This window comes from Alcaligenes sp. NLF5-7 (assembly GCF_024266725.1).
GTDB lineage: Bacteria > Pseudomonadota > Gammaproteobacteria > Burkholderiales > Burkholderiaceae_B > Alcaligenes > Alcaligenes phenolicus.
The window spans coordinates 1880927-1901570 of record NZ_CP100755.1 but is presented as its reverse complement, the minus strand read 5'-3'; the positions used below and the strand labels follow the sequence as shown (position 1 = coordinate 1901570).

The 20644-nt window shown below is 56.3% G+C and carries 21 protein-coding genes; 7 read left to right on the top strand and 14 right to left on the bottom strand.

The features are described 5' to 3' along the window. Window positions 1-106 precede the first annotated feature (106 nt). Window positions 107-796: a histidine utilization repressor gene (gene hutC, locus MID00_RS08835; protein WP_230940569.1), complete on the top strand. Its 690-nt coding sequence runs from the start codon at window positions 107-109 to the stop codon at window positions 794-796. A 133-nt stretch (window positions 797-929) separates the two neighbouring features. On the opposite strand, the gene MID00_RS08830 is transcribed toward hutC, so the two are convergent. Continuing rightward, window positions 930-1790 carry a helix-turn-helix domain-containing protein gene (locus MID00_RS08830; RefSeq protein ID WP_254500187.1) on the bottom strand — a complete coding sequence of 287 codons (861 nt, stop codon included), beginning with the start codon at window positions 1788-1790 and terminating at the stop codon, window positions 930-932. Window positions 1791-1922: 132 nt separating this feature from the next. On the opposite strand from MID00_RS08830, the gene MID00_RS08825 reads away from it, so the two are divergent. Further along, the gene (locus MID00_RS08825) at window positions 1923-2477 is read left to right on the top strand and encodes a GNAT family N-acetyltransferase (RefSeq protein WP_009457416.1); all 555 of its coding nucleotides are present in this window, start codon (window positions 1923-1925) and stop codon (window positions 2475-2477) included. Between the two features lie 127 nt (window positions 2478-2604). Here MID00_RS08825 and MID00_RS08820 read toward each other — a convergent pair whose 3' ends face one another. Next, a complete protein-coding gene (locus tag MID00_RS08820) occupies window positions 2605-4116 on the bottom strand; it encodes an MFS transporter (protein WP_254500186.1) in 1512 nt (503 codons plus the stop codon). A gap of 169 nt (window positions 4117-4285) precedes the next feature. Between MID00_RS08820 and MID00_RS08815 the strand changes: the two genes are divergently transcribed. After that, window positions 4286-5167 (top strand): LysR family transcriptional regulator, encoded by an 882-nt coding sequence (locus tag MID00_RS08815; protein ID WP_170978614.1) that lies wholly within the window; start codon window positions 4286-4288, stop codon window positions 5165-5167. Window positions 5168-5292: 125 nt separating this feature from the next. Here MID00_RS08815 and MID00_RS08810 read toward each other — a convergent pair whose 3' ends face one another. Further along, window positions 5293-5784, bottom strand: coding sequence for a DUF2938 domain-containing protein (locus tag MID00_RS08810; protein ID WP_060185499.1), 492 nt, complete (start codon window positions 5782-5784; stop codon window positions 5293-5295). An 81-nt stretch (window positions 5785-5865) separates the two neighbouring features. On the opposite strand from MID00_RS08810, the gene MID00_RS08805 reads away from it, so the two are divergent. Both MID00_RS08805 and cml read left to right on the top strand, forming a co-directional pair. Continuing rightward, window positions 5866-6336: a helix-turn-helix domain-containing protein gene (locus MID00_RS08805; RefSeq protein ID WP_203145313.1), complete on the top strand. Its 471-nt coding sequence runs from the start codon at window positions 5866-5868 to the stop codon at window positions 6334-6336. A 259-nt stretch (window positions 6337-6595) separates the two neighbouring features. Then, a complete protein-coding gene (cml, locus tag MID00_RS08800; RefSeq protein WP_254500185.1) occupies window positions 6596-7795 on the top strand; it encodes a CmlA/FloR family chloramphenicol efflux MFS transporter in 1200 nt (399 codons plus the stop codon). 517 nt (window positions 7796-8312) lie between these two features. On the opposite strand, the gene MID00_RS08795 is transcribed toward cml, so the two are convergent. Both MID00_RS08795 and MID00_RS08790 read right to left on the bottom strand, forming a co-directional pair. Then, a complete protein-coding gene (locus MID00_RS08795) occupies window positions 8313-9518 on the bottom strand; it encodes a 2Fe-2S iron-sulfur cluster-binding protein (RefSeq protein ID WP_250756298.1) in 1206 nt (401 codons plus the stop codon). Window positions 9519-9523: 5 nt separating this feature from the next. Beyond that, window positions 9524-10567 (bottom strand): aromatic ring-hydroxylating dioxygenase subunit alpha, encoded by a 1044-nt coding sequence (locus MID00_RS08790; protein ID WP_009457395.1) that lies wholly within the window; start codon window positions 10565-10567, stop codon window positions 9524-9526. A gap of 156 nt (window positions 10568-10723) precedes the next feature. Between MID00_RS08790 and MID00_RS08785 the strand changes: the two genes are divergently transcribed. Beyond that, window positions 10724-11674, top strand: a complete 951-nt coding sequence (locus tag MID00_RS08785; protein WP_009457392.1) for a LysR substrate-binding domain-containing protein — start codon at window positions 10724-10726, stop codon at window positions 11672-11674. Window positions 11675-12013: 339 nt separating this feature from the next. Here the strand turns inward: MID00_RS08785 and MID00_RS08780 are convergent, their stop codons facing one another. Beyond that, the gene (locus tag MID00_RS08780; RefSeq protein WP_254500184.1) at window positions 12014-13207 is read right to left on the bottom strand and encodes an amino acid aminotransferase; all 1194 of its coding nucleotides are present in this window, start codon (window positions 13205-13207) and stop codon (window positions 12014-12016) included. Between the two features lie 475 nt (window positions 13208-13682). On the opposite strand from MID00_RS08780, the gene MID00_RS08775 reads away from it, so the two are divergent. Continuing rightward, on the top strand, window positions 13683-14432 hold the full coding sequence (locus MID00_RS08775) for a tyrosine-protein phosphatase (protein WP_022983671.1): 750 nt from the start codon (window positions 13683-13685) through the stop codon (window positions 14430-14432). On the opposite strand, the gene MID00_RS08770 is transcribed toward MID00_RS08775, so the two are convergent. The 8 genes from MID00_RS08770 to MID00_RS08735 form a co-directional block, all read right to left on the bottom strand. After that, window positions 14429-15529, bottom strand: coding sequence for an MBL fold metallo-hydrolase (locus tag MID00_RS08770; protein WP_009457382.1), 1101 nt, complete (start codon window positions 15527-15529; stop codon window positions 14429-14431). The two genes, MID00_RS08775 and MID00_RS08770, sit on opposite strands and share 4 nt — an antisense overlap. A gap of 347 nt (window positions 15530-15876) precedes the next feature. Next, window positions 15877-16983 (bottom strand): hypothetical protein, encoded by a 1107-nt coding sequence (locus tag MID00_RS08765; RefSeq protein WP_022983672.1) that lies wholly within the window; start codon window positions 16981-16983, stop codon window positions 15877-15879. Window positions 16984-17009: 26 nt separating this feature from the next. Then, window positions 17010-18032 (bottom strand): Nif3-like dinuclear metal center hexameric protein, encoded by a 1023-nt coding sequence (locus MID00_RS08760; RefSeq protein ID WP_009457381.1) that lies wholly within the window; start codon window positions 18030-18032, stop codon window positions 17010-17012. 248 nt (window positions 18033-18280) lie between these two features. Then, complete coding sequence (locus MID00_RS08755; RefSeq protein WP_009457380.1) at window positions 18281-18631, bottom strand: hypothetical protein; 351 nt, start codon at window positions 18629-18631, stop codon at window positions 18281-18283. 41 nt (window positions 18632-18672) lie between these two features. Then, window positions 18673-19617, bottom strand: a complete 945-nt coding sequence (locus tag MID00_RS08750; protein ID WP_009457379.1) for an ornithine cyclodeaminase family protein — start codon at window positions 19615-19617, stop codon at window positions 18673-18675. 11 nt (window positions 19618-19628) lie between these two features. Continuing rightward, the gene (locus MID00_RS08745; protein WP_009457378.1) at window positions 19629-19907 is read right to left on the bottom strand and encodes a 2Fe-2S iron-sulfur cluster-binding protein; all 279 of its coding nucleotides are present in this window, start codon (window positions 19905-19907) and stop codon (window positions 19629-19631) included. An 11-nt stretch (window positions 19908-19918) separates the two neighbouring features. Beyond that, on the bottom strand, window positions 19919-20263 hold the full coding sequence (locus MID00_RS08740; RefSeq protein WP_009457377.1) for a hypothetical protein: 345 nt from the start codon (window positions 20261-20263) through the stop codon (window positions 19919-19921). Continuing rightward, window positions 20263-20571, bottom strand: a complete 309-nt coding sequence (locus MID00_RS08735; protein WP_009457376.1) for a 2Fe-2S iron-sulfur cluster-binding protein — start codon at window positions 20569-20571, stop codon at window positions 20263-20265. Before MID00_RS08735 ends, MID00_RS08740 begins: the two co-directional genes overlap by 1 nt. Window positions 20572-20644: the final 73 nt, after the last annotated feature.

Below are 20644 nucleotides of genomic sequence, written 5' to 3'. Positions count from 1 at the left end.
ACCTCAGATCTGGCCTGCGCGAGACTCTTTTGAGTGTGAACACGTCCTACAGGAAAGCATAAAAATGGATGTCCCCCAGACGAGCCATTCGTCAACTGAACCAAGCATGCCCGCCTACCTGCAAATCAAGAATTTTGTGCTGGAGAAAATCCAGTCCGGCCAATGGCGTGAAGGTGATCTGATCCCCACTGAACTGGCTTTATGCGAACAATTTGGCGTGTCGCGCATGACGGTCAACCGCGCGCTGCGGGAGTTGACGAATGATGAGCTGCTGGTCCGCATCAAAGGCTCGGGCACCTACGTCGCGCAGCCCAAATTCCAGTCCACCCTGATCGAGATACGCAGCATCGCGCAAGACATACGGGAGCGCGGCCACCAACACAGCTGTCAGGTGCTGAGCATGGAGCGGCTGCAGGCCAGCCCGGCTCAAGCGCGGCTATATGGCATTGCACCGGGCGCAGCGCTGTTTCATTCCATTATTGTTCATGCCGAAAACGGCTTGCCTATCCAGTACGAAGATCGTCTGGTGGACGCGCAAATGGCGCCGGATTACATGGAGCAGGACTGGAGCCAGATCACGCCTAATGAGTACTTGGTGCGCGTTGCCCCCTTGCCAACCGGCTTTTACAGCATTGAAGTGCTGGTGCCGCCCGCCGGAATCGCGCAGGCCCTGCACATGAAAGAGCAGCAACCCTGTCTGGTGATGGACCGCCGCACTTTTTCCAGCGAGCAGTTCACAACGCACGCCAGACTGTGGCATCCAGGGGATCGCTACAAATTCACTGGCAAGATGTGAGCCGTAAATCTGCTCTGCCTAGAGTTTGACTCCCAAACGCATCGATCAGGCGCACAGGCTTCTGGCCTCCTGAGTCATACACCATCGCCATTTTCTTGTCGCATTGACCTGGCACGACTAACCCTTGAGCTGATCACTTGCCGACCACACCTGAACGAGCCTGCTCATGCTGGCGATAGCGGGTCAACGACAAGCCTGTATGGCGCTTGAAGTACCGGCACAAATAAGAGGGATCCTCAAAATTCAGCTGATCGGCAATCTGCCCGATCGCCAGCTGGCTGTAGGAAAGCAGCGCCTTGATCTCCAGAACCACTTGCCTGTCGATCAAGGCCTTGGGACTGTCGTTAAAAAACTGTTTGCTCAGCTGGGACAGATAAAACGGGGTGATGTTGAGCGCATCGGCATAAAACTTCACCTCTCTGTGCTGCCGGCATTGCTGGCCAACCAGTTCCCAAAACCGCCAGCTGATCATTTCCTGGCGGCTGAACGGCTGGCCGCCCTGATACTCGGACGGAATCTGCTCGGCAATATGTAGAAAGAAATTCTGCAGCTGATTACGCAGCATGATGTACTGATGCAGCGTGCTGGTCTGCACAATCTCGTGCAGTTGCAGCAACCAGGCCGCCAGTAAAGCTCGATCTTTCTGTGGAGGCACACACAGCGGATTGTCGTGCAGGAACACGAATAAGGAATTAGGCAGCTGATAAGCCACTTCTGACGCCAGGTTCTTGGGCATCAGCAGAAAAAACACCTTGAAACCGCGTGAGCGCCGTCTCAGCAAGGTAATCGTATCTTCGGCCAGCACCAGCACATCATGGGCCCGTACGACCTGATCCTTGAAATTCAAGCTGACCAAAGCGCGACCCGACAGGCAGATCATCAAGGCCATATAGGCATGACCGAAAGACAAAGGCATTCCCACGCCTTCGGCCAGCGTGGTCTGGCCTATCAGCCAGCTATCTTTGGCGCTGAATAGTTGTGGAATCTGATGCATGGTGTTCCTCTGCCCTTCATGGCCCGGCAACCGACAGGACTTGCTAAAAGTACCGAAACTACCAAGGTCCTGCTCTGTTCGCCAAACCAGCCAGCTTCTATTCTGTTTTCTGCTGAATGGTGAGTAAAGAACATGACACTTCAAACAGAAAGACTTATTTTACGCCCCTGGCAGGACACCGATGCCAAGGACTTGTACGAATACGCCAAAGACGAGCGAGTTGGCCCGATTGCAGGTTGGCCGGTGCATACCAGCGTTGAGGAAAGTGCCGAAATTATCCGCACAGTTTTCAATATGCCCGAAGTGTATGCCGTCGAGCACAAAGTTAATGGCCGAGCTGTCGGTTGCATCGGCGTCCTGATCGGCAAGAACAGCAACTTCGAGATCGGCGAAGAAGAAGGCGAAATTGCCTATTGGATTGGCGTGCCCTACTGGGGCCAGGGCTTGATCCCCGAGGCCATGCGCGAAGTGATGCGACACGCTTTTGAAACGCTGAAGCTGAAAGCACTTTGGTGCGGCTACTTTGCCAACAATGCCCAATCGCAGATCGCGCAAAGCAAGTGTGGCTTTCGCCATCATCACACCGAGGAAAACAGGTACAACCCGTTCCTGCAGGACTACCGGACTGAGCACATCAGCCGCATTACTGCTGAAGAATGGTTGTCCTTGCCCAAACAACAGGCCTGAACACCCGTCGTAACCCACACCCACGCCGCCGCTCTGGGTGTAGAACGGCCCCCAAAACCTGGATACCTGTCCCAGGCGTTTGGGGCCCGTTCACCTTGGGCATCGCGTGCAGCGCACGCGGTGTCTTCTAGGCCGTTTGCAAAGCGTGCTTGGGCTGTCGCAACAAGACAAAGAGCAGACCGGCAATCAAGGCCGCCAGGCCTGCCAGTGCATGCAGCACCGTCAAAAATGAAGCGGCATAACTGGCAGTCAATTGCGCTTCCAAACCAGGCAGCTGTTGCGCGGCCAACTGCAATTCACCCAAAGCCGCCCGACTGGCCGCTTCCAGAACCGCTGCTTGTGTAAAAGCAGTGCTGTCCACACTCAGGTGATGCTGAATCAAGGTAGCCAGCAGCACGCTGACCACGGCAATGGCCACACCATCCGCAGAGATTCGCACCGTATTGAAGATACCCGTCGCCATTCCGACCCGATCCGGGCTGACCACACTGACCGCCATCCCGTCCATCAAGCCCCAGGGCAAACCGATACCCACGCCGATCAGCAATAAAGGCAGATGCAGGGCTGGACCGCCACCTGCCTCAAAGCCTTCAGCCAGAGTCCACAAACCCACGGCCACCAGAAGCAAACCCAGGCTGGACAAGGTGCCTGCCGATAGCCAGCGAGTCAGCAAGGCCGCCACAAAAGGCACGATCAACAAGGGCGCAGCCAGCCAAACCATCATCTGCCCGGCCTCCAATGCACCGTAACCATCAATACCCATAAAGCGACCGGGCAACAACACAATCAGCACGATGAACAGGAATGCAGGGGCTGCAGCCAAAGCCTGCACACCCACAAAGCCGGGGTCACGAAAGAAACTCAAATCAATCATGGGCTGCGCAACGCGGCGCTCTATGCAGACAAAGCCCACAAAGGCGACAACAGAGGCCAGCAGGGTGGACAGCACCCAGCTATCGGACCAGCCCCGTTCCGGGATCAGCAACATGCCATAAGTAAACAGGCCCAAAGCCAGCGTAAAGCTGATGGCACCCGGCCAGTCCAATGCACCCTGCGAGCCGCCCTGACTGGGCTTGGTACTGATCAGAACCAGCAACAAACCGACCACGCCAATAGCCCCGGTCGCGTAGAACACGCCTTGCCATTGCAGCGCCTCCACAATCCAGCCGAAAAACCAGGGACCAAAAGACAGCCCCAGCCCGAAAGACGTGCCTAACAAGCTGAACGCCCGCGCCCGTGCACGTCCTTCAAACAAGGGAGCCAGGGAGGACATGGCAGCGGCAAAAGCGGCGGCACCGCCCAGGCCCTGCATCATGCGCAAAATATCAATCCAGAACACGGAGGGCATGAAAGGAATGGCAATGGTAAAGGCGCAAAACCACAGCATGCCAATCAGCCAGATGCGGCGCTGGCCGTAAATGTCCGTCAGGCTGCCTGACACCATCATGGCACCGCCGTAACTCAGGATGTACGCGTTCATGATCCAGCTCAGCTGGGCGGCACTACCACCTAACTCTGCACTGATGGCCGACAGCACCACTGCCGGGCCGGTGAAGCACAAGGGGATCAATAAAGCCGTTAAACAGGCTGACAATAATTGCAGCCGACGCATGGCCGGCGATGAAGAAGAGGAAAGCATGGTTCTCATTGACTGCTAAAGCGTGCGTGCCCAACAGAAATGAACACGGCGTGAAATACCCGCATGATCGGGGTCGATTTCAGGAGCTTAAGCGTCACCCCATCAAAGAAAAATACACTACAGTTATTAATACTTAGGAAATAAATTCTTAAATAGAGTCGGCACCATGATGGAAAACCTAAGCAATATCGGCCTGTTCGTACGCGTGGCGGAACGCCTGAGCTTTTCGGCCGTGGCCCGCGAATCCGGCCTGTCGCCCTCCACAGTAGGCAAGTCCATCGCCCGCCTGGAAGAGCGGCTGAAAGTGCGCCTGTTTCACCGCAGCACCCGCACTCTGGCCCTGACTGCCGATGGCAAAGTTTTTCTGGAGCGCTGCAGACGCATCTTGAGTGAAATCGAAGCGGCAGAACTGGAAATGTCCCAAGCCAGTGAAATGCCGCGTGGCACCTTGCGAATCAGCTTGCCGCGCTACAGCGGCCTGTTTCAGCAGGCCATCAGCCACTTCATGCAGCGTTATCCGGCCGTGGAACTGGATCTGGACTTTTCTGACCGTCTGGTCGATGTGATTGGCGAAGGTTTTGATGCTGCCATCCGTGCCAGCGCCTTGAGTGATTCAGGCCTGATGCGCCGCCGTCTGTGCACGTTCCGTCGTGTCCTGGCTGCCTCCCCCGAATATCTACAAGAGCATGGTCGCCCCTTGCACGCCAAAGATCTGCAACACCATGCCTGCCTGCACTACCGCTTCCCCAATACCGGGCGGCTGGAACAATGGCCAATTTCCGAAACTCAGGACGTACCCGAGCTGCCCCGCACACTGGTTTGCAATAGCGTGGAAATGCGGGTGCATCTGAGCTTGCAAGGGCAAGGCATCGCTTGCCTGCCAGATTTCACCGTGGGCGAGCATTTAAGCAGCGGACGGCTGCAAACCATTCTGGATGAATGCACCCATAACACCGTGCCACTGTGGATTGTCTGGCCTGCCAGCCGCAACCTGTCGCCCAAGCTGCGCGCCTTTATTGATTGCATGAGCGAGGCGGTTTTCCAGACCTAACCAAACACATACTGCTAGTGCCTCCTGCTCAGTCCCCGGTCAGCTCGGAAGCGGCATCCTGGGACTGGCTGACGCACAAAAAGAGCAGGCCACCCATGACAGAGGCCCCAACAAATGACATATCCTTAAGCCACCTGCTTGATCAGCAAGGCCGCAAGGTACATGCCCAAACCAAAAACCGCGTGTGTCAGCAGGCTGCGCAAGCGGTTGGTCCAAGGCGTGGGGGTACGCGAGGCCGCCACTCCGGCTCCCATGGCGGGCTGCATGACAAAAAAGGGCATCACGACCGTAGCCATGCCCACCATGACGGCGGGCAACCAGCGGGGATCTTGCAGCCACTCAGTGCCGTAAACCGCAAGCAACAAAAAGGCGAAAACAATGCCCACAGCATAGTGAATGAACCAGCCCCAGGCAGACTCTCCCGCAATCGGCTCAGCCTTGCCGATACTGCTGTGTGCGATCTGGCCACGCAGCAAATGCCCGGCCCAACGCCCCACCATGGCGTAGTTCAGCGTGGCAACGCCCATCGCCCTTTGAATCAGGCCCCAGATATCCATGAAAATAGTGGCTCCGACTCCGATCAGAATCACATGCACCCATTCATTGATCGACAACATTGGCAATCCTTTCCGTTGATAAGCACTTTGTTTTTGAGCAATCATAGAAGTTGAAGTCAACTTCAAGTCAACAGGTACAAGATGGATATTTCAGAAGTTGCCAAGCAAACCGGCTTACCCTCCTCCACCGTGCGTTACTACGAGAAAGAAGGCCTGATCCGTGCAGTCAGCGCCCCCGGAGAACGGCGTCGTTTTACGCCCCAAGTGCTGGATCAACTGGCCTTGATTGCCTTGGGGCAAGCGGGCGGTTTGTCGCTGGAAGAAATACGGGCCATGCTGCCTCCCGATGGTTCTGCGCAGGTGGACAGGCAATTGCTGCTATCCAAGGCCGATCAACTGGATGCCACCATCAAGCGCCTGAAAGCCATGAGCGAAGGTTTGCGCCACGCCGCGCACTGCCCCGCCGCCAACCATACGCAGTGCCCGACATTCCAGCGTTTGCTGAAAGCCGCCGCCATCCGGGTAAAGAAGAACAAGACCAGCGGCTCCAGAGCAGCGATGTCGCATCTTGCCAAAACGGTGTCGGGCATAAAAACAACCACCACAAGCTGACGCTTCAAGGCTGTAAGAACCTCCCCCTATAATGAGCAGTTGTCGCAGCAAGGCCAGGCCAGCCGCCACCTTAAAGTATCCAATCCGCGACACACCAACAAACGATTATGAGAGGAGCCGTCTGCATGACGAGCACTAAGTCAGCAACTGAGTAAGCCGCAACAAGCTCTGGTCTTGTTGCGGCGTTCTGTACTTCCAATCCCGCTGATTGATAACAAACAGACGCCGCCCGATTTCTTTTTCGAGTGGTAATTTTGTTATGTCTTCCTCACGCTCTTCCTGGGCTTATACGCTGCCGGCTGCCCTGCTGCTGATGGCGCCCTTTGACATCCTCGCCTCCCTGGGGATGGATATTTACCTGCCCGTCGTCCCGGCCATGCCGGGACTTCTAGGTACGACCCCAGGCATCATCCAGCTGACCCTTAGCCTTTACATGCTGCTATTGGGTGCGGGGCAACTGATCTTTGGCCCCCTTTCGGATCGCATAGGCCGACGACCTGTTTTGCTGACAGGGGCCGCCCTGTTCGTGTTGGCCTCAACCGCCGCTGCCTTGTCCAGTTCCGCCTGGGCTTTTGTTGGTTTTCGGGTGCTGCAGGCACTGGGGGCTTCGGCCACCCTTGTGGCCCTGTTTGCCACAGTGCGCGATGTGTATGCAGACCGCCCCGAAGGGGTAGTGATCTATAGCCTGTTCAGCTCCATCCTGGCATTCGTACCCGCCTTGGGGCCTATTGCAGGTGCTCTGATTGCCCGTATGGGAGGATGGCAAGCCATCTTCCTGAGTTTGGCAGCGATGGGGCTCATAGCCTGGATCCATGCGCTGTGCAGATGGCAGGAGACCCGACCTGCCAAACCGCTGCATTCCCAGCAGCGCGCACTGGCCGTCTTCAAGAGTCCGGCCTTCTGGGTCTATACCCTGGGCTTCTCCACCGGGATGGGGACATTTTTTGTTTACTTCTCGACCGCGCCCCGAGTCTTGATCGGACAAGCTGGCTATTCAGAAGTGAATTTCAGCCTGGCCTTTGCCAGTGTTGCCCTAGTGATGATTGCCACCACCCGCCTGTCCAAAACCTTTGTGGCTCGCTGGGGAACGGCCGGGAGCCTGAGACGCGGTATGGGTTTGATCGCCCTAGCCGCCCTGTTGCTGGCAGCAGGACAACTCCTGCTGGAACCCTCCTTTAGCAGCTTTATCCTGCCCATGTGGCTAGCCGCCATGGGCATTGTGATGACGGTATCCGTCACCGCCAATGGCGCCTTGGCCCAGTTCAATGATGTAGCCGGTTCCGCCGTGGCAATCTACTTCTGCGTGGAAAGCCTGATCGTTAGCGTGATCGGCACCTTGGCAGTGACCTTGCTGGATGGGGACACTGCGTGGCCGCTGGTAGTCTTTGGGCTGGGAATGAGCAGTGTGGTTTTGCTTGCTTTGATGTTGCTGGAGGCAAGGCCCAAACGCGAGGTTTAAGGTTAAAAAAGGAAGGCTTTCGATAAGCCTTCCCTTCATTTAGATCACCCGTCGTCACTGTTCATGAATAATGTCAGGAGCGAGCTACGGCGGACGACAATGCAATCAGACGTACTCAATTCTGTGTGTCGCCAGCCATCCCCAAACTCAAGTCATACGTCACCCACGCTGTTGCCTGAGTCAAACCATCGTATAGCCTGCGCGCCTATACATTGTCCTGCGCCGTAATCCAGCGCAGGAACGGCCAGCCCGCTTTGCCTACTCCCTGGTGACCTTGCCCGATGCGACACAAAAAGCAGAGGTCCGTGCCTTTAGTGATTGGATAAGCGAGCAAGCCCAGCTATAGCAAGGTAGCCAGCCTATGTAGGACCACCACTTCAACAGTCCTCATGTCCACACCCCCTGCTCCAGACATCGACAATTCGCCTGACTTCCAACAAGGAAGCATATGATTTTTTTGAAAAAAAACCCCGTCCCAAAAGGACGGGGCAAACCTCAACAAGCAATTGAAAAACTCTTAAGGTAATTCCACGGCCACCGGACCACGGGGACGGGAACAGCACAACAAGACTTTGCCCTCTGGCACAGGGTCCAGCGGCTCTTCAAAATAGTCGACCTCGCCCGATACCAGAGTGCACATGCAGGTATTGCACAGACCCGCCCGGCAATTGAAGTCCGGACTCAAGCCCGTTTCTTCCGCCAGATCCAGCAAGGAGGGGCAGTCCTCATGCCATTGGGCCTGGCGGCCATCGGGCAGGAATGTCACCGTCTGCGCCGCATCTTCCGCTGCTGTCGCGGCTCCCCTTACTGCTTCTACAGGCGAATCCAGCTCCAACACATTCGCATCGACACGACTGGAGGGGGCAGGCTGGACCTGATCCTGAACCGCACTGGCTGCAACATCATCCGCCAAGGTGTTTTCCAGCACCGTCGCCGGGCCAAAAAACTCGTAGTGAATGCGCTCACGTGCCACACCCAGACTACGCAGCACACCATAATTGCTCTGCATGAAGGCACTGGGCCCACACAGGTAAAATTCGTAATCATCCAGTGGCAGCCAACGCTGCAACTGCTCACGTGTAATCAGTCCCGTCACATGGTGCAAACCGGCTTGCTCATCATGTTCAGTCGGGTTGCGATAGCAGAAGTAAAGCTGCACGCCTTCGCGTTGTGCCACCAGCTCACGCATCTCATCGGCAAAGGCATGCACCGCGCTGTTATCGCATGCATGAATCACATACACCTTACGCTGGCTGCGTTTAAGTAGACGATGCAGCATGGCCAGCAAAGGGGTCTGGCCCACGCCACCGCTTAGCAACACCACAGGCCGCTGGCTGCTCTCGTCCAGCACGAACTCGCCCATAGGGCCGGCCGCATTCAACACATCACCTGGCTGCACGTGTTGATGCAGCCAGGTGGAAGCCACACCATCGGCCACGTTCAAGCCTGCCGGAGCCTTCTCGTGTTTGACGGAGATACGCAAACGATCCGTGCAGTCTGGGTCCCCCGACACGCTGTAATTACGCAGCACAGTTTGCCCGTCAATCTCCAGACGGAACACCAGATACTGGCCTGGCTGATAAGGTGGCACAACACCGTCCACTGGCTCCAGCACAAACGAAGTAATCACGTCGCTTTCGCGCAGCTTTTCCAGTACCCGATAGTCCCGAAAACGTCGGTTGGCTGCGGCTTCGGTGGGCACAGGTGATGCAGTCGTATTCATCGCACTCAAGCCGTTGTTGTCTCGCTGGCGACAGCTTGTTCAGCCTGGATCATCTGGCTGATCTTGCGACGGAAGCGCAAGGGACCAGAATCCAAGGGCAAGTCCAAAGCGGCAGGACGCTCTTTCAGGGCTTTATGCACTTCTTCCAGAACCACTTTGTCTTCCAGGAAAGCGTGGCGCACGTCTTCGTTGAAAATCTTGGAGATGGCCTCGTCATCCGGGCTGAAATTGCGCAGCTGGAACCAGAAGTAGCGGGTGTGTTCTTCGTCGATAGGCGTCAGGAAGTTATAGGAGTCCATCAGGAAAACGTCCTGGTGGTACTCGCTGGGCTCCTCGGTAGCCGCACCGGCGGGCAGGAAGATGGCCTTGATCACGGCCAGCGACGGGAAACGCACTTCGTATTGCTGCTTGCGGTCGCAATTGCCTTCAAATTTCACAAACTGCTTGTAAAACGGCGCAACTTCCACATTTTTGGACCAGCGCGAGACCGTCACGCCATTGTCCTCAACCTTCACCGTCAAGGGCAGGCCGATGATGTCGGGGCTACCAAACGAGCTTTGGTGTACCCAGGACACGTGCGAAGGGTCCAGCAAATTGTCCGTGACGTACAGGTAATTGCAGTCCAGTTCCATGGCGTCGCCACGGTTCACACCCCATTCGGGATTCTCCCACTCGGGGATGTCGATCAGTTTGGACGGATCAGCCAACTCAGGATCACCCATCCAGACCCAGACCAGGCCAAAACGCTCCGTACAGGGGTAGCTGCGCACCACCGCGCTTCTAGGGATTTGCGCCACACCGGGTGCCTTGGTACAGGAGCCGCTGCAATCAAACGTCAGGCCGTGGTAGCCACATTCCACCTGGTCGCCAATCAAGCGGCCTTTGGACAAAGGCAGGCGACGGTGTGGACAGGAATCTTCCAAGGCCACGGGCTGGCCGTCTTCGCGGCGATACAGCACCAGGTTTTCGCTAAGCATACGCACAGGCTGCAAGCTGCGACCGAGCTGTGTAGCCAATGCGCCTACATACCAGGCATTGCGTACAAACATGATTTACCCCCAACTCTAAATGCGGTGCATGATGGCTGAACGAGCCCATTCATGTTCTCTTGTTTGTCATGATAGTCGCAATCAAATTCAGCCTACTATCCATATCGTTTAGAATTTCTAAAGTTAAATTACTTTTCTGGACGGGGTCTGATCATCATGGATACCTTGCCTCCCTTACGTGCATTGCAAGTCTTTGAGACGCTGGGCCATAGCCAAAGCCTGCAAGAAGCCGCCCGTCGTCTGAAAATTACTCCCGGTGCCATCAGCCAGCAATTACGTTTGCTGGAAGACTCGCTGGGCTGCAGCCTGACTTACAAAGAAGGCAAACGCTTGCGACTGACAGCGGCGGGGGTGCGCTTTCATGAAATCTGTACACAGGCATTTGAGCTATTGCGCGACGGACAACAAGAAATGGAGCGGTCGCGCAACACCAGCCTGCTTTCGATCAGCGCTTTGCCGTCCATGCTTAAAACCTGGATGGCTCCGCTGGCATTTCAATGGCAGGAGCAGTACGACCCGGAGCTGACACTGCATCTGAAAGGCAGCCATGCCGAGCCGGATCTGGAAGCCGAGCAAATCGACTTTCGGATTACCTACGGTCAGGCCGCCGCCCGCCCCCGCAGCTTTACCGAGCTTTATACAGACCGTGTCGTGCCCGCTTGCAGCCCGGCCCTGCTCCAGGGGCAAGCCGCCTTGCGACATCCTCGTGATCTATTGAACTATCCCTTGCTGTCCTCGGACTGGCAGCCACGCTTTACCTCGCCGCCATCCTGGCGCGACTGGTTTGAGTCTTTGGATATAGACATAGGCGATACGCCCCTGGACCGCTTCCGGGTTTTTTCCCTGTCGCACATGGCGCTTGAGTCTGCAGTGGCCGGTCAGGGTTTTGTATTGGCGCAATGCTCGATGATAGAAAAGGAAGTGCGCAGCGGGCAGTTGATCCTGCCCTTCTCCCATTCCTTGCCTCTGCCCTGGCCCTATGTGCTGACCCGACGGGCGGGTGCATTTGAGTCACCTCATAGCCAGGATTTCCATCGCTATTTGTTGAACCGGGCGCGGCAGCAGGAGCAGATCAATCAGGAACTGCTGCTGCAAGCATTAGCCTGAGCAATGTCGCAGCACGACGAAACACGGCTGGATTGCCGATAGACCTTGCTCGCCTGGCCGTGGCTAAGCACTAAACCATTGAGTGCTTCAGCTATATAAGCGCAGGGCTGTTCGATGGCTTAGCTCTACACCGTTCCACTTTTCAGTTCAGGCTCAAGCACCCAGCCAGGTGAGCAAAACAAGTCGAGCGCCTGGATCAGACAAGTACGCATAAGCGCTTTCTACCACGCAATCCACGCAGTTGCGGATGCATTTCCAGCATCAACAAAAAAGCGTGTTTACCGCCCCAGAAGGGGCCATAAACACGCTCTTTAATCCTGCTGGAAAGACGTCAGTGTCTTAGGCCACCACAGCAGCCAGCGACTCCGCGAAGTAATCCACGTTGGACTGGTTCAGACCTGGCACGCTGATGCGGCCCGACTCCAGCACGTACACGCCAAAATCGTCACGCAGTTTCTGGATCTGCTCTTTGGTCAGGCCGGTGTAGCAGAACATGCCTTGCTGTTTGACGAAGTAGCTGCTGTCGTATTGGGGAGCCAGCTCTTTCAGACGATCGTGCACACGCTGACGCATGGCAGCGATACGCTGACGCATGGTTTCCACATCTGCCGTCCACTCGGCCAGCAAGGACTCATCGGACAAGATGGTGGCAATGGCCTGACCACCGTGCGATGGCGGGTTGGAGTAGATGCGACGCACCACGGCCTTGAGCTGACCCAGAACACGATCGGCTTCATCCGCGCTCTGGCACACCACCGACAAGCCACCGCAGCGCTCGGAGTAGTAGGAGAAGTTTTTGGAGAAGGAGTTGGCCAGCAAGAACGTCAGGCCAGCATCGACCATGGCGCGCACGGCGAAAGCGTCTTCGTCCAGGCTACGGCCAAAACCCTGGTAAGCCATGTCCAGGAAAGGGATCAGCTTGCGCTGTTGCAGCACAGGGATCAGTTGCAGCCACTGCTCGTCGCTCAGATCAGCCCCGGTGGGGTTATGACAGCAGGGGTGCAGCAAGACAATGCTGTGCTCGGGCAGGACGGAAATGTCTTCCATCAGGCCGGTGAAATCCAGACCGCGCGTGGCTGGATCGTAATAACGGTAGGTGTGGGTAGGAATGCCCGATCCACGGAAGATGGAGTGGTGATTATCCCAGGCTGGATCGCTGATCCACATTTCACTATTGGGGTAGGCTTCGTGCAGGAAGTCGCCACCCACTTTCAAGGCCCCCGAACCGCCCAATGTCTGAATGGTCGCAACACGACCTTCTTGCAGCACTTTGCTGTCGGCGCCAAAAACCAGTTTTTGCACGGCGCTGCGGTAGGAAGCCAAACCTTCAATAGGCAGATAGCCACGGGGCTGGCCCTTGGCCGCCCATTTTTCTTCAGCCCGGCGAGCCACATCCAGCAAAGGCAGACGGCCTTGGTCGTCGTAATACAAACCAATGGTCAGGTTGACCTTGCGATCGCGCGGATCGGCGTGAAATGCCTCGTTCAAACGGAAAATCGGATCGCCACCATAGGCCTGCAAATGCTCAAACATGCTTGTTCCTTGAAAAATTACGGTTGTGGGCCGCCCGGGCTGATCGCCGGTCTATTCAAATAACCATTGACCTTATACCTTGGGCCTACTTTAGCCAATATCATGGGGCTCTTTTTGCAGCACATGAGCACGCGAGCGATGCGTGAATGCGTCATCAGACTTGTCCCCCCTTGGCTCGGCACGGCACCTGTTCTTGTCTAGTCGGTGCAGGCTGTCAAACGCCAGCGTCACCTTGAAGTCTTTTCACATTTTCAGCAAACCGAAGCCTCAAGAACGTGAACGCGGTGTACCAGCCTGTCTGCCTGGGCCTTGCCAGCAAAGAATATACATGGCTTTCTGAGGATACAGAACCGTGCACTTGCATTCATTGTGCTTTCGGTCCTCCCGCACTCCCCAGCTGTCACCGCATTGTCATATGCAGATCCCGTCCAAGACCGTTAACATGGGACTTTCACCGTTTCAACAGGAGTCCGCCGTGTCCGTATCGCCGCTGCCCAGTTCCCTATCCTGCCCTTTAGAAGGGGCCAGCAACTTCCGTGATATTGGCGGCTATGCCACAGACTCCGGCTCCTTTCGTAAAGGTCGCGTCTACCGTTCGGACCATTTGGCGGATTTAAGCAGCCAGGACCTGGACACCCTGCAAGAGCTGGGTATTGCCTGCTCACTGGATTTCCGGGGTGCACATGAGCGCAAACGCTCTCCCTACCAGTACAGTTTTCTGACCAGTCATGCGCTGACCGTCGAACCCACCGTATTGCCTGATTTTCTGGACATGCTTGCCAAAGGCGAAGTGGACGTCAAAGCTGCCTACGGCACCATGAACAAGACCTACACGGAATTCGTGACTGGTCATGCCGCTACGTTTGGACGGGTCTTTGACCAGTTGCTGGAAACCGATACCCCTGTCGTCATGCACTGCACGGCGGGGAAAGATCGCACCGGCTTTGCCGTCGCCCTACTGCACCGCGCCACTGGCGTACACCCTGATGATGTGATGCACGACTATCTGCTGACCAATCAGTTCTTCCGCCGCCCCAATCTGCCCGATAACCGTGGCATCAGCGAGGAAGTGCTGGATATTCTCTGGGGCGTCCAGCCCGAGTTTCTGGAAACCGCCTTCAAGACGATTGATGAAACGCATGGCAATCTGGAGAACTTCCTCCAGAACGCCTTGAAGCTCAGCCCCGCTCGACGCGAAGCCTTGCTGGAACGCTACACCGCTTAAACCACGCCTACGGAGGTCGCTGGTAGTTCCCAGTGACCTTCCAGGCTCAGGGCCGGTCCCATCACATTGCGCCAGGTCGGCAAATCATGCATTTGCGTGAACAAAGGCATGCAATAGCGTGGCTGCACCATGTCCACCAGCCAGCGTAAATCCGTCAAACGCGGATGCACATTCCAGCACAAGGTATGCGTGCCACGTGGTGCATGGGGAGCCACATAGCCGGTGTGAATCAACAAGCGCTCGCCAGACTGGGCATTGGGGTCCGCAACCCGCGCCTGGTGCTCGCGAATCAACTCCCCTGCCTTGCCCTGACAGCCGTCCGGCTCACCGGCCAGCAGCAGGTGCGCTTGCGGATCAAACGTAGCCGCACGCGGCATCAACTCACGCAAGGATTGCTGCACACCCGGCAACAACAAGTCACTGCTTTGGCTGATCATGCGGGTCAGGTTTTCGTAGCAGGACGCGTCCATGCTCCAGTCCTCAAAACCTTGCTGCTGGCGCCACAAGGCAATCTCTATCGCCCGACCTGACGGCGGCACGGGCAACAAGGCAGGATGCGACTCCAGCAAAGACTCCAGAATGCTCCAGGCCACGTGATGAGACTGATCGTACAAACCGTAAGATGCATCCAGCAAAGCCAGATACGCAGGTGGTGGCAAATCGAAGGGGAACAACAGGGATTCGCAGGAAAAGTCCCCGCTATAAAACAGGCCGCCGCCCACATCCAGATGCAACCAGACACCACCCAAAGCATGGCCGGACAAGCCGGTACGCACGGCAATATCGCCGATATAGGTCGTGCCACGGGTTGGCAGCTCACGCCAGATCCGCCCAGCAGGCAGGCTGCGCGCCGTAGAGGCCGTGGCATATATAGGTATGTGTTCAGGCAGCTTGGATAAGGAGCCAATATGATCCTGATGATCGTGCGTCACCAGAATGGCGTCTACCTCCAGCCCTTGATACCAGTCGCACACCTGTCCAGGATACAGAGGCCCGCCGGCATCCAGCAGCAATCGCAAGCCACATGCCTGCACTAGAATGGCGGCTGGCGCTTTGCCACCATAGCCGCTTAACACCGTCACCAGGGTCTGGTTCATGCTCCGTCCCCTACAAGGCATTCAGGCCAGTACATCGCCAAGCCACACCCGGCATCCTGCTTTGCGGCACGGCACAACACCGGGCACAAAAGCAAAGCATCAATAAGCGCAATGGGCCGCAGCGCACGCTGCCGGACAGAAAAAGGCATCAACTTAAAGAACCAGAGTCACCGAAGTGCCCTGCCTTAAAAAGACTACGACAGGCTCAGGTTAAACAAGTGTTCTTTCAGCCCTGTTACAGTTTTATGGCAGTTCGATGGCAGTCACCACGCCTGGAGAAAACAGACAAAATAAAAAAAGAGCGCCAACATCAGCGCTCCTAAAGTGGGGGAACTACAAACAGGAACTCAGACAATCAAAGGCGTGAGAAACACAGCCAGTACCACTGCCGTCAACAAGCGCATCACAATGCCCAGAACGGCGGCCAGCATGACTTCTTTTTCATTCAGATCCGAGCATTCAGCCCAGACCACCGGAATCTGTCCAAAGACAGCCGATAAGGGCAAACCGGACGACGCCAGTACAAATGAACCCACTACCAGAGATGGATCCAGTGTGGAAGCCATCGCCTGCAACTTGCCCATTGCCAAAGTGGGGCTGACCAGCATCGCCAGCACGCCCGTTTCAGGGTGAATATTCAGCGCAAGCAAACCGCGCTCAAGCACATCACTGATAGGTGCCCAAATGCCGATATGTTCAAGCAAACCAATGACACAGAACACCAGGGCCACAGCCGGGATCAGGACCAGTAGCAACAATTCCACCCCTTCGCGGGCGGCCTTGAACAGCATGGGCGCAAAATCGATATTCGGTGTGAAACGGGGGGCTGCCAACAGATCCACCGAGCGAACATTGCGGTAAACCAGCCGCGACAGCAATAAGGGAGACAGCAACAAGGGGCCGAAGATCGCAATCAGCACCACGGCAAAAACATTCACTCCGGCAAAGGTCAAAGCCATCATGCCCAGCATGAATGTCGAGAACGACTGCTGAGACTGCACCATCGTGGCTACCGCAATCTTTTGCTCGTCCTTGGTTGCACCAGCCTGCCGCAACAAAGGCCCCGAAATACGACCAGCGGCGTTGATATCGCCAAAAATGTTGTACACGCTGGGAATAATGACGGCCGGATTGATTCCAATGGCCCGCATCGCCGGCATGAACACTCGCATCATGGCATCGGTAAAACCCAAACGCTCCAGCAAGCGTCCAATGATGACGCTGATAATGACAGCCACCCCAACCTGCCCGGTCAAAAATACATCCACCACCACGGGCTTGACCTTGTTGAGCACCGTATCAAACGCGCCCGACAAGGTAGCGGGAAAGAAAAACAGCGTCAGCATGGCGAGCAGCAGCAAGCCCAGGCCCACCGCCTCGATACGCTCCATGGGCCGACGGCCCGCAGGCGCTACATGCACTACTTTGTCTATTTCTATTGTTTTGTTATCCATGTCTCTCTCCGTTCAGGAAGCTGGACCTACTGGAAGCTCAACACGTTCTTGCCCATCAAATGAGCCGTCGAAAAATGCTGGGCGTATTCACGCAGGCGGGCCCCGCCCACCTGGTGCACAGGCGTGGACGTCACCCGATCACGGAACATGACCACCTCGACGCCATCGAGCAAGGCACTCAAGGCATAGGCCAAGGGCAGGCCATTCTCCAGGATCTCCAGCACGTGGCTATTGCCCACCAGGAAATTCAGACCCAATTCACGAGCACATTCGATAAGCGCATGACCGTCGTAGACCCGGCTGATAGAGGCCAGCACCGTGTCAACGCCCGGGTTCTCGGCCACCGCCTGACGCAGATGGTCGGGGCTGAATCCCGTATGCGGAAAAATGTGCAAAATACGACCGACGCGACTGTTGCGCTCCCCTAGCCGAATCGCACCACGCGTCAAGGTGCTGGTCTCCAGAATGTGTTCATTGCCCTTGATGCGGCGTTCGGCCTGCAAGACCTGATCCTCCAGATCCAGCCCCATGAAGCCGTCAAGCCGATCCAGCATGTCGCCCAAAGTGCTCACCCCATCCAATGGTTCGCCCACGAACATCACATTGCCATGAATGCCTCCATAGGCAATATCGCTTTTCGCTACTTTATGGCCATGCAGATACGCGATGCCCGGATGCAGACCATGAAACGCCTCATGACATTCCAGGGCAGCCACCCCATACAGGTCCAGGTAATCCTTCAGGGTCACGCCCCCGCAACTGGCGGCATCGGCAATCGGATGATGCGCAACAATGGCGTCCACCCCGGTTGCGCCCGCCAGCTCAATGCTCAATTCGGACATGGTCATGCACACCGCCACCTTGCGCACTTCCTTGTTAGGGTCCCCATGAATCAGCCCTGGAATTTCCAGTACTTCCTTGCCGTAAATTCCAGAGGACTTCCAGATCACGAAGGGATGGTGGCCGCATTTGACCTCATCCATACAGGACACCATGCGTCCCCCCGTAATTACGTTCAATGCATCCAGCAAATCGGCTACATAGGCCATGATTTTGTCTCCAAATAAAAAGCCGGCCTCGGGCCCTGGGAAATCCCAGAGTCCGAGGCCGGCGGTATGCGAGCACTTCCTGTCGGCAACTTCCCCAAGCGGACCTGTCAGGGCCTGAGCTTGGCTCCAAAGCAAATTGCACATCCGGCAATCCACTTCGGACGGAAGGACAACAAGACTGTCTACCAGTCAGCTTCTTTTTATCGGTTCGGAATTCAGGGCAACGGTTCTCACCAATGCCACTGCATTCACACTCCTTTTTGCAACAACACCATGGTGGAAGACAATTGCGCCGCGGCGTCGTAGTCCTTGAATATGGCCACCACATCCAGGCCATACTCATCCACCAAAACCTGCTTCATCTCCTTTTTGAAGGCCTTGATCAGATACAGATCCGCCAGATCAGCAATATGTGTATTTTCACGGCTCAACGTCTGCAAGGCAGGCTGGCGTTTATGAACCGCCAACATGCTGATCCGATCCTCCAGCACATCAATCTTCAGCGTCACGACACCTGATGCAAAAATACTGCTGTTGATGCGGTTGTAGTCCCGGGTCAGTGCCTGCTTGAATTCGCCTAAAGAAGAAAAGCCTGCCATCCCCATTGCCTACCCCCAACATGCTTGAATTATTGTCGTTTTCAGTGTGCGGCAAGCGCCTCCTGCGCTGTCTTGCCAAGCTGATGGCGGCGATACGCCAACCCAGCGACGGCAATATCTTCAATCGCCACACCCACTGATTTATACACGCAAATTCCCTGTGCGTCGTAGCCTTGTCCCCGGTCTAATTGCAACCAATCGCTTAACTCGCACAACTTGTCCGAAACGCCGCAATCGGACGCGGCCAGAATCAGGTCCCCCGCCTCCGCAAGAGTCTGCTCACCCCACTCCACCACAATCTTGCCTGCCCGCTGCAGGCAGGCATCATCCAATTCCCGCGCTGTTGGCAAACTGGAGCCAACGGCGGCGACAAAGCAGCCTGGCTTCAGGCTGCGTCCATCAAACAGGGGGTCGCGACTGCGGCTGGCCGTGACCAGAATATCCGCCTGTGCGGCGATCTCTTCCGCTCGGGCGGCTCGCACAGGCACACCACACTCCAGCTCCAGCTGGTGGCAGCGCTTCTCATCGACATTCGGGCTCCACACCAGCACACGTTGCAAATCAAAGGTCTGGCAAAACTGCAGGGCATGCGCCATCCCCTGGGCACCCAGACCCAGCACTCCCAAGGTTTGCGAATGGGGATTGGCGCCACGCTGTGCTGCCAGTACCGAGCAGGCTGCAGTACGCCATTGCGTGATCGCGCCAGCATCCAAGGTGGCCAAAGCCTGTCCGCTCAGTGCATCAAACAGCACAATGACAAAATTGAATGCGCCATGCACGGTCGTATAAATCTTGGCACCCGCCACTTGCTGGCCTGGGATGACCGCGCCCAAGGTCGACAAGCGGGTATCGCCCACCTGCGTGCGCACACGACGCTGCTGGGCTGCCTGACCCTGTCCAAACTCGATGAAAGCCTGCTCCAGCACCTCTTGTACGGCAGGCGCATCAAGCAGCTCGTGTAGTTGCTGATCGGTCAAATGCAGCATGGCCGCTCCTTTTACCAGCTCACCGTAACGTCACCACGAACAAAGGTCTGGCACGCCATACGAAAACCCTCTGCCAGATCCTGCTCGGACAAATGCTTGTGTTCCTTGGCCTTGACCTCATCCGTATTGCTCAGCCCTTCCGTAATTCGGCATTTGCAGGTGCCGCAGATCCCGCCCCCGCACTTGAACGGGATGCCACCGCGCTCACGGATGGAAACCCGCAGCAAGTTACTGTTCTCGGCGGCAGACACCACCAAATCATTATTCGACGCAAATGTAATCTGAACCATATTCTGCTACCTCAGGATTGCTGCTGTGCCGGGGTCTGTGCCCCTGCCTGGTGTCCGTCAAGCTCACACTGACGCAATTCGGCTTGTATGCTGCCAAAGTGCGTCAATCCGGCCAGTTCTTCATAAGCCTGTTCGACTGTTGCAAACTTTTCCATTTGCCGGGTAGGGATGTCATTGACCGTGCCATTTGGCGTCTCTTCCACAATGCGAACGCGCGAACCTTCCTGAATACGCGCAATGACAAACACCGCCTTGAAACGACCCTGAAAATGGTATTCATAGGCCGCCACCATCTCCACGCCCACGCCCGGTTCCGTGCGGTATTCCCCTGGCTTGCTGGTCAGCACCACATACATCACTGCACCTCCTGTGTTTCAGCTTGCTCCAGAACGATGTCCTGATTAATCCATAGCTGACAGGCCAGCCGCCAGCCCTGATCGAGTCGCTCGCCCAATTGTTTTTTCTCTTTCCAGTTGGCCGCTGGCAAATGCTCGCCCCCCTCCAGAACACGGCAGGCACACTTAGCGCACTTGCCCATGCCACAACCGTAGGTCAAATGCGGAAAGGGAAATTGCTTGATACCCGCCCGGACCACCAGATTGGTGTTCTCCTGCACCTCACCCACATGCGTCTGGCCGTTTTTATGAAAAGTAATGGTTGGCATGAAACCTCCTGCTGGCTGCCAATAATGCGACCGGATTGCGAGCCCTGACCGCCTGAAAAACCAAGAACGGTAT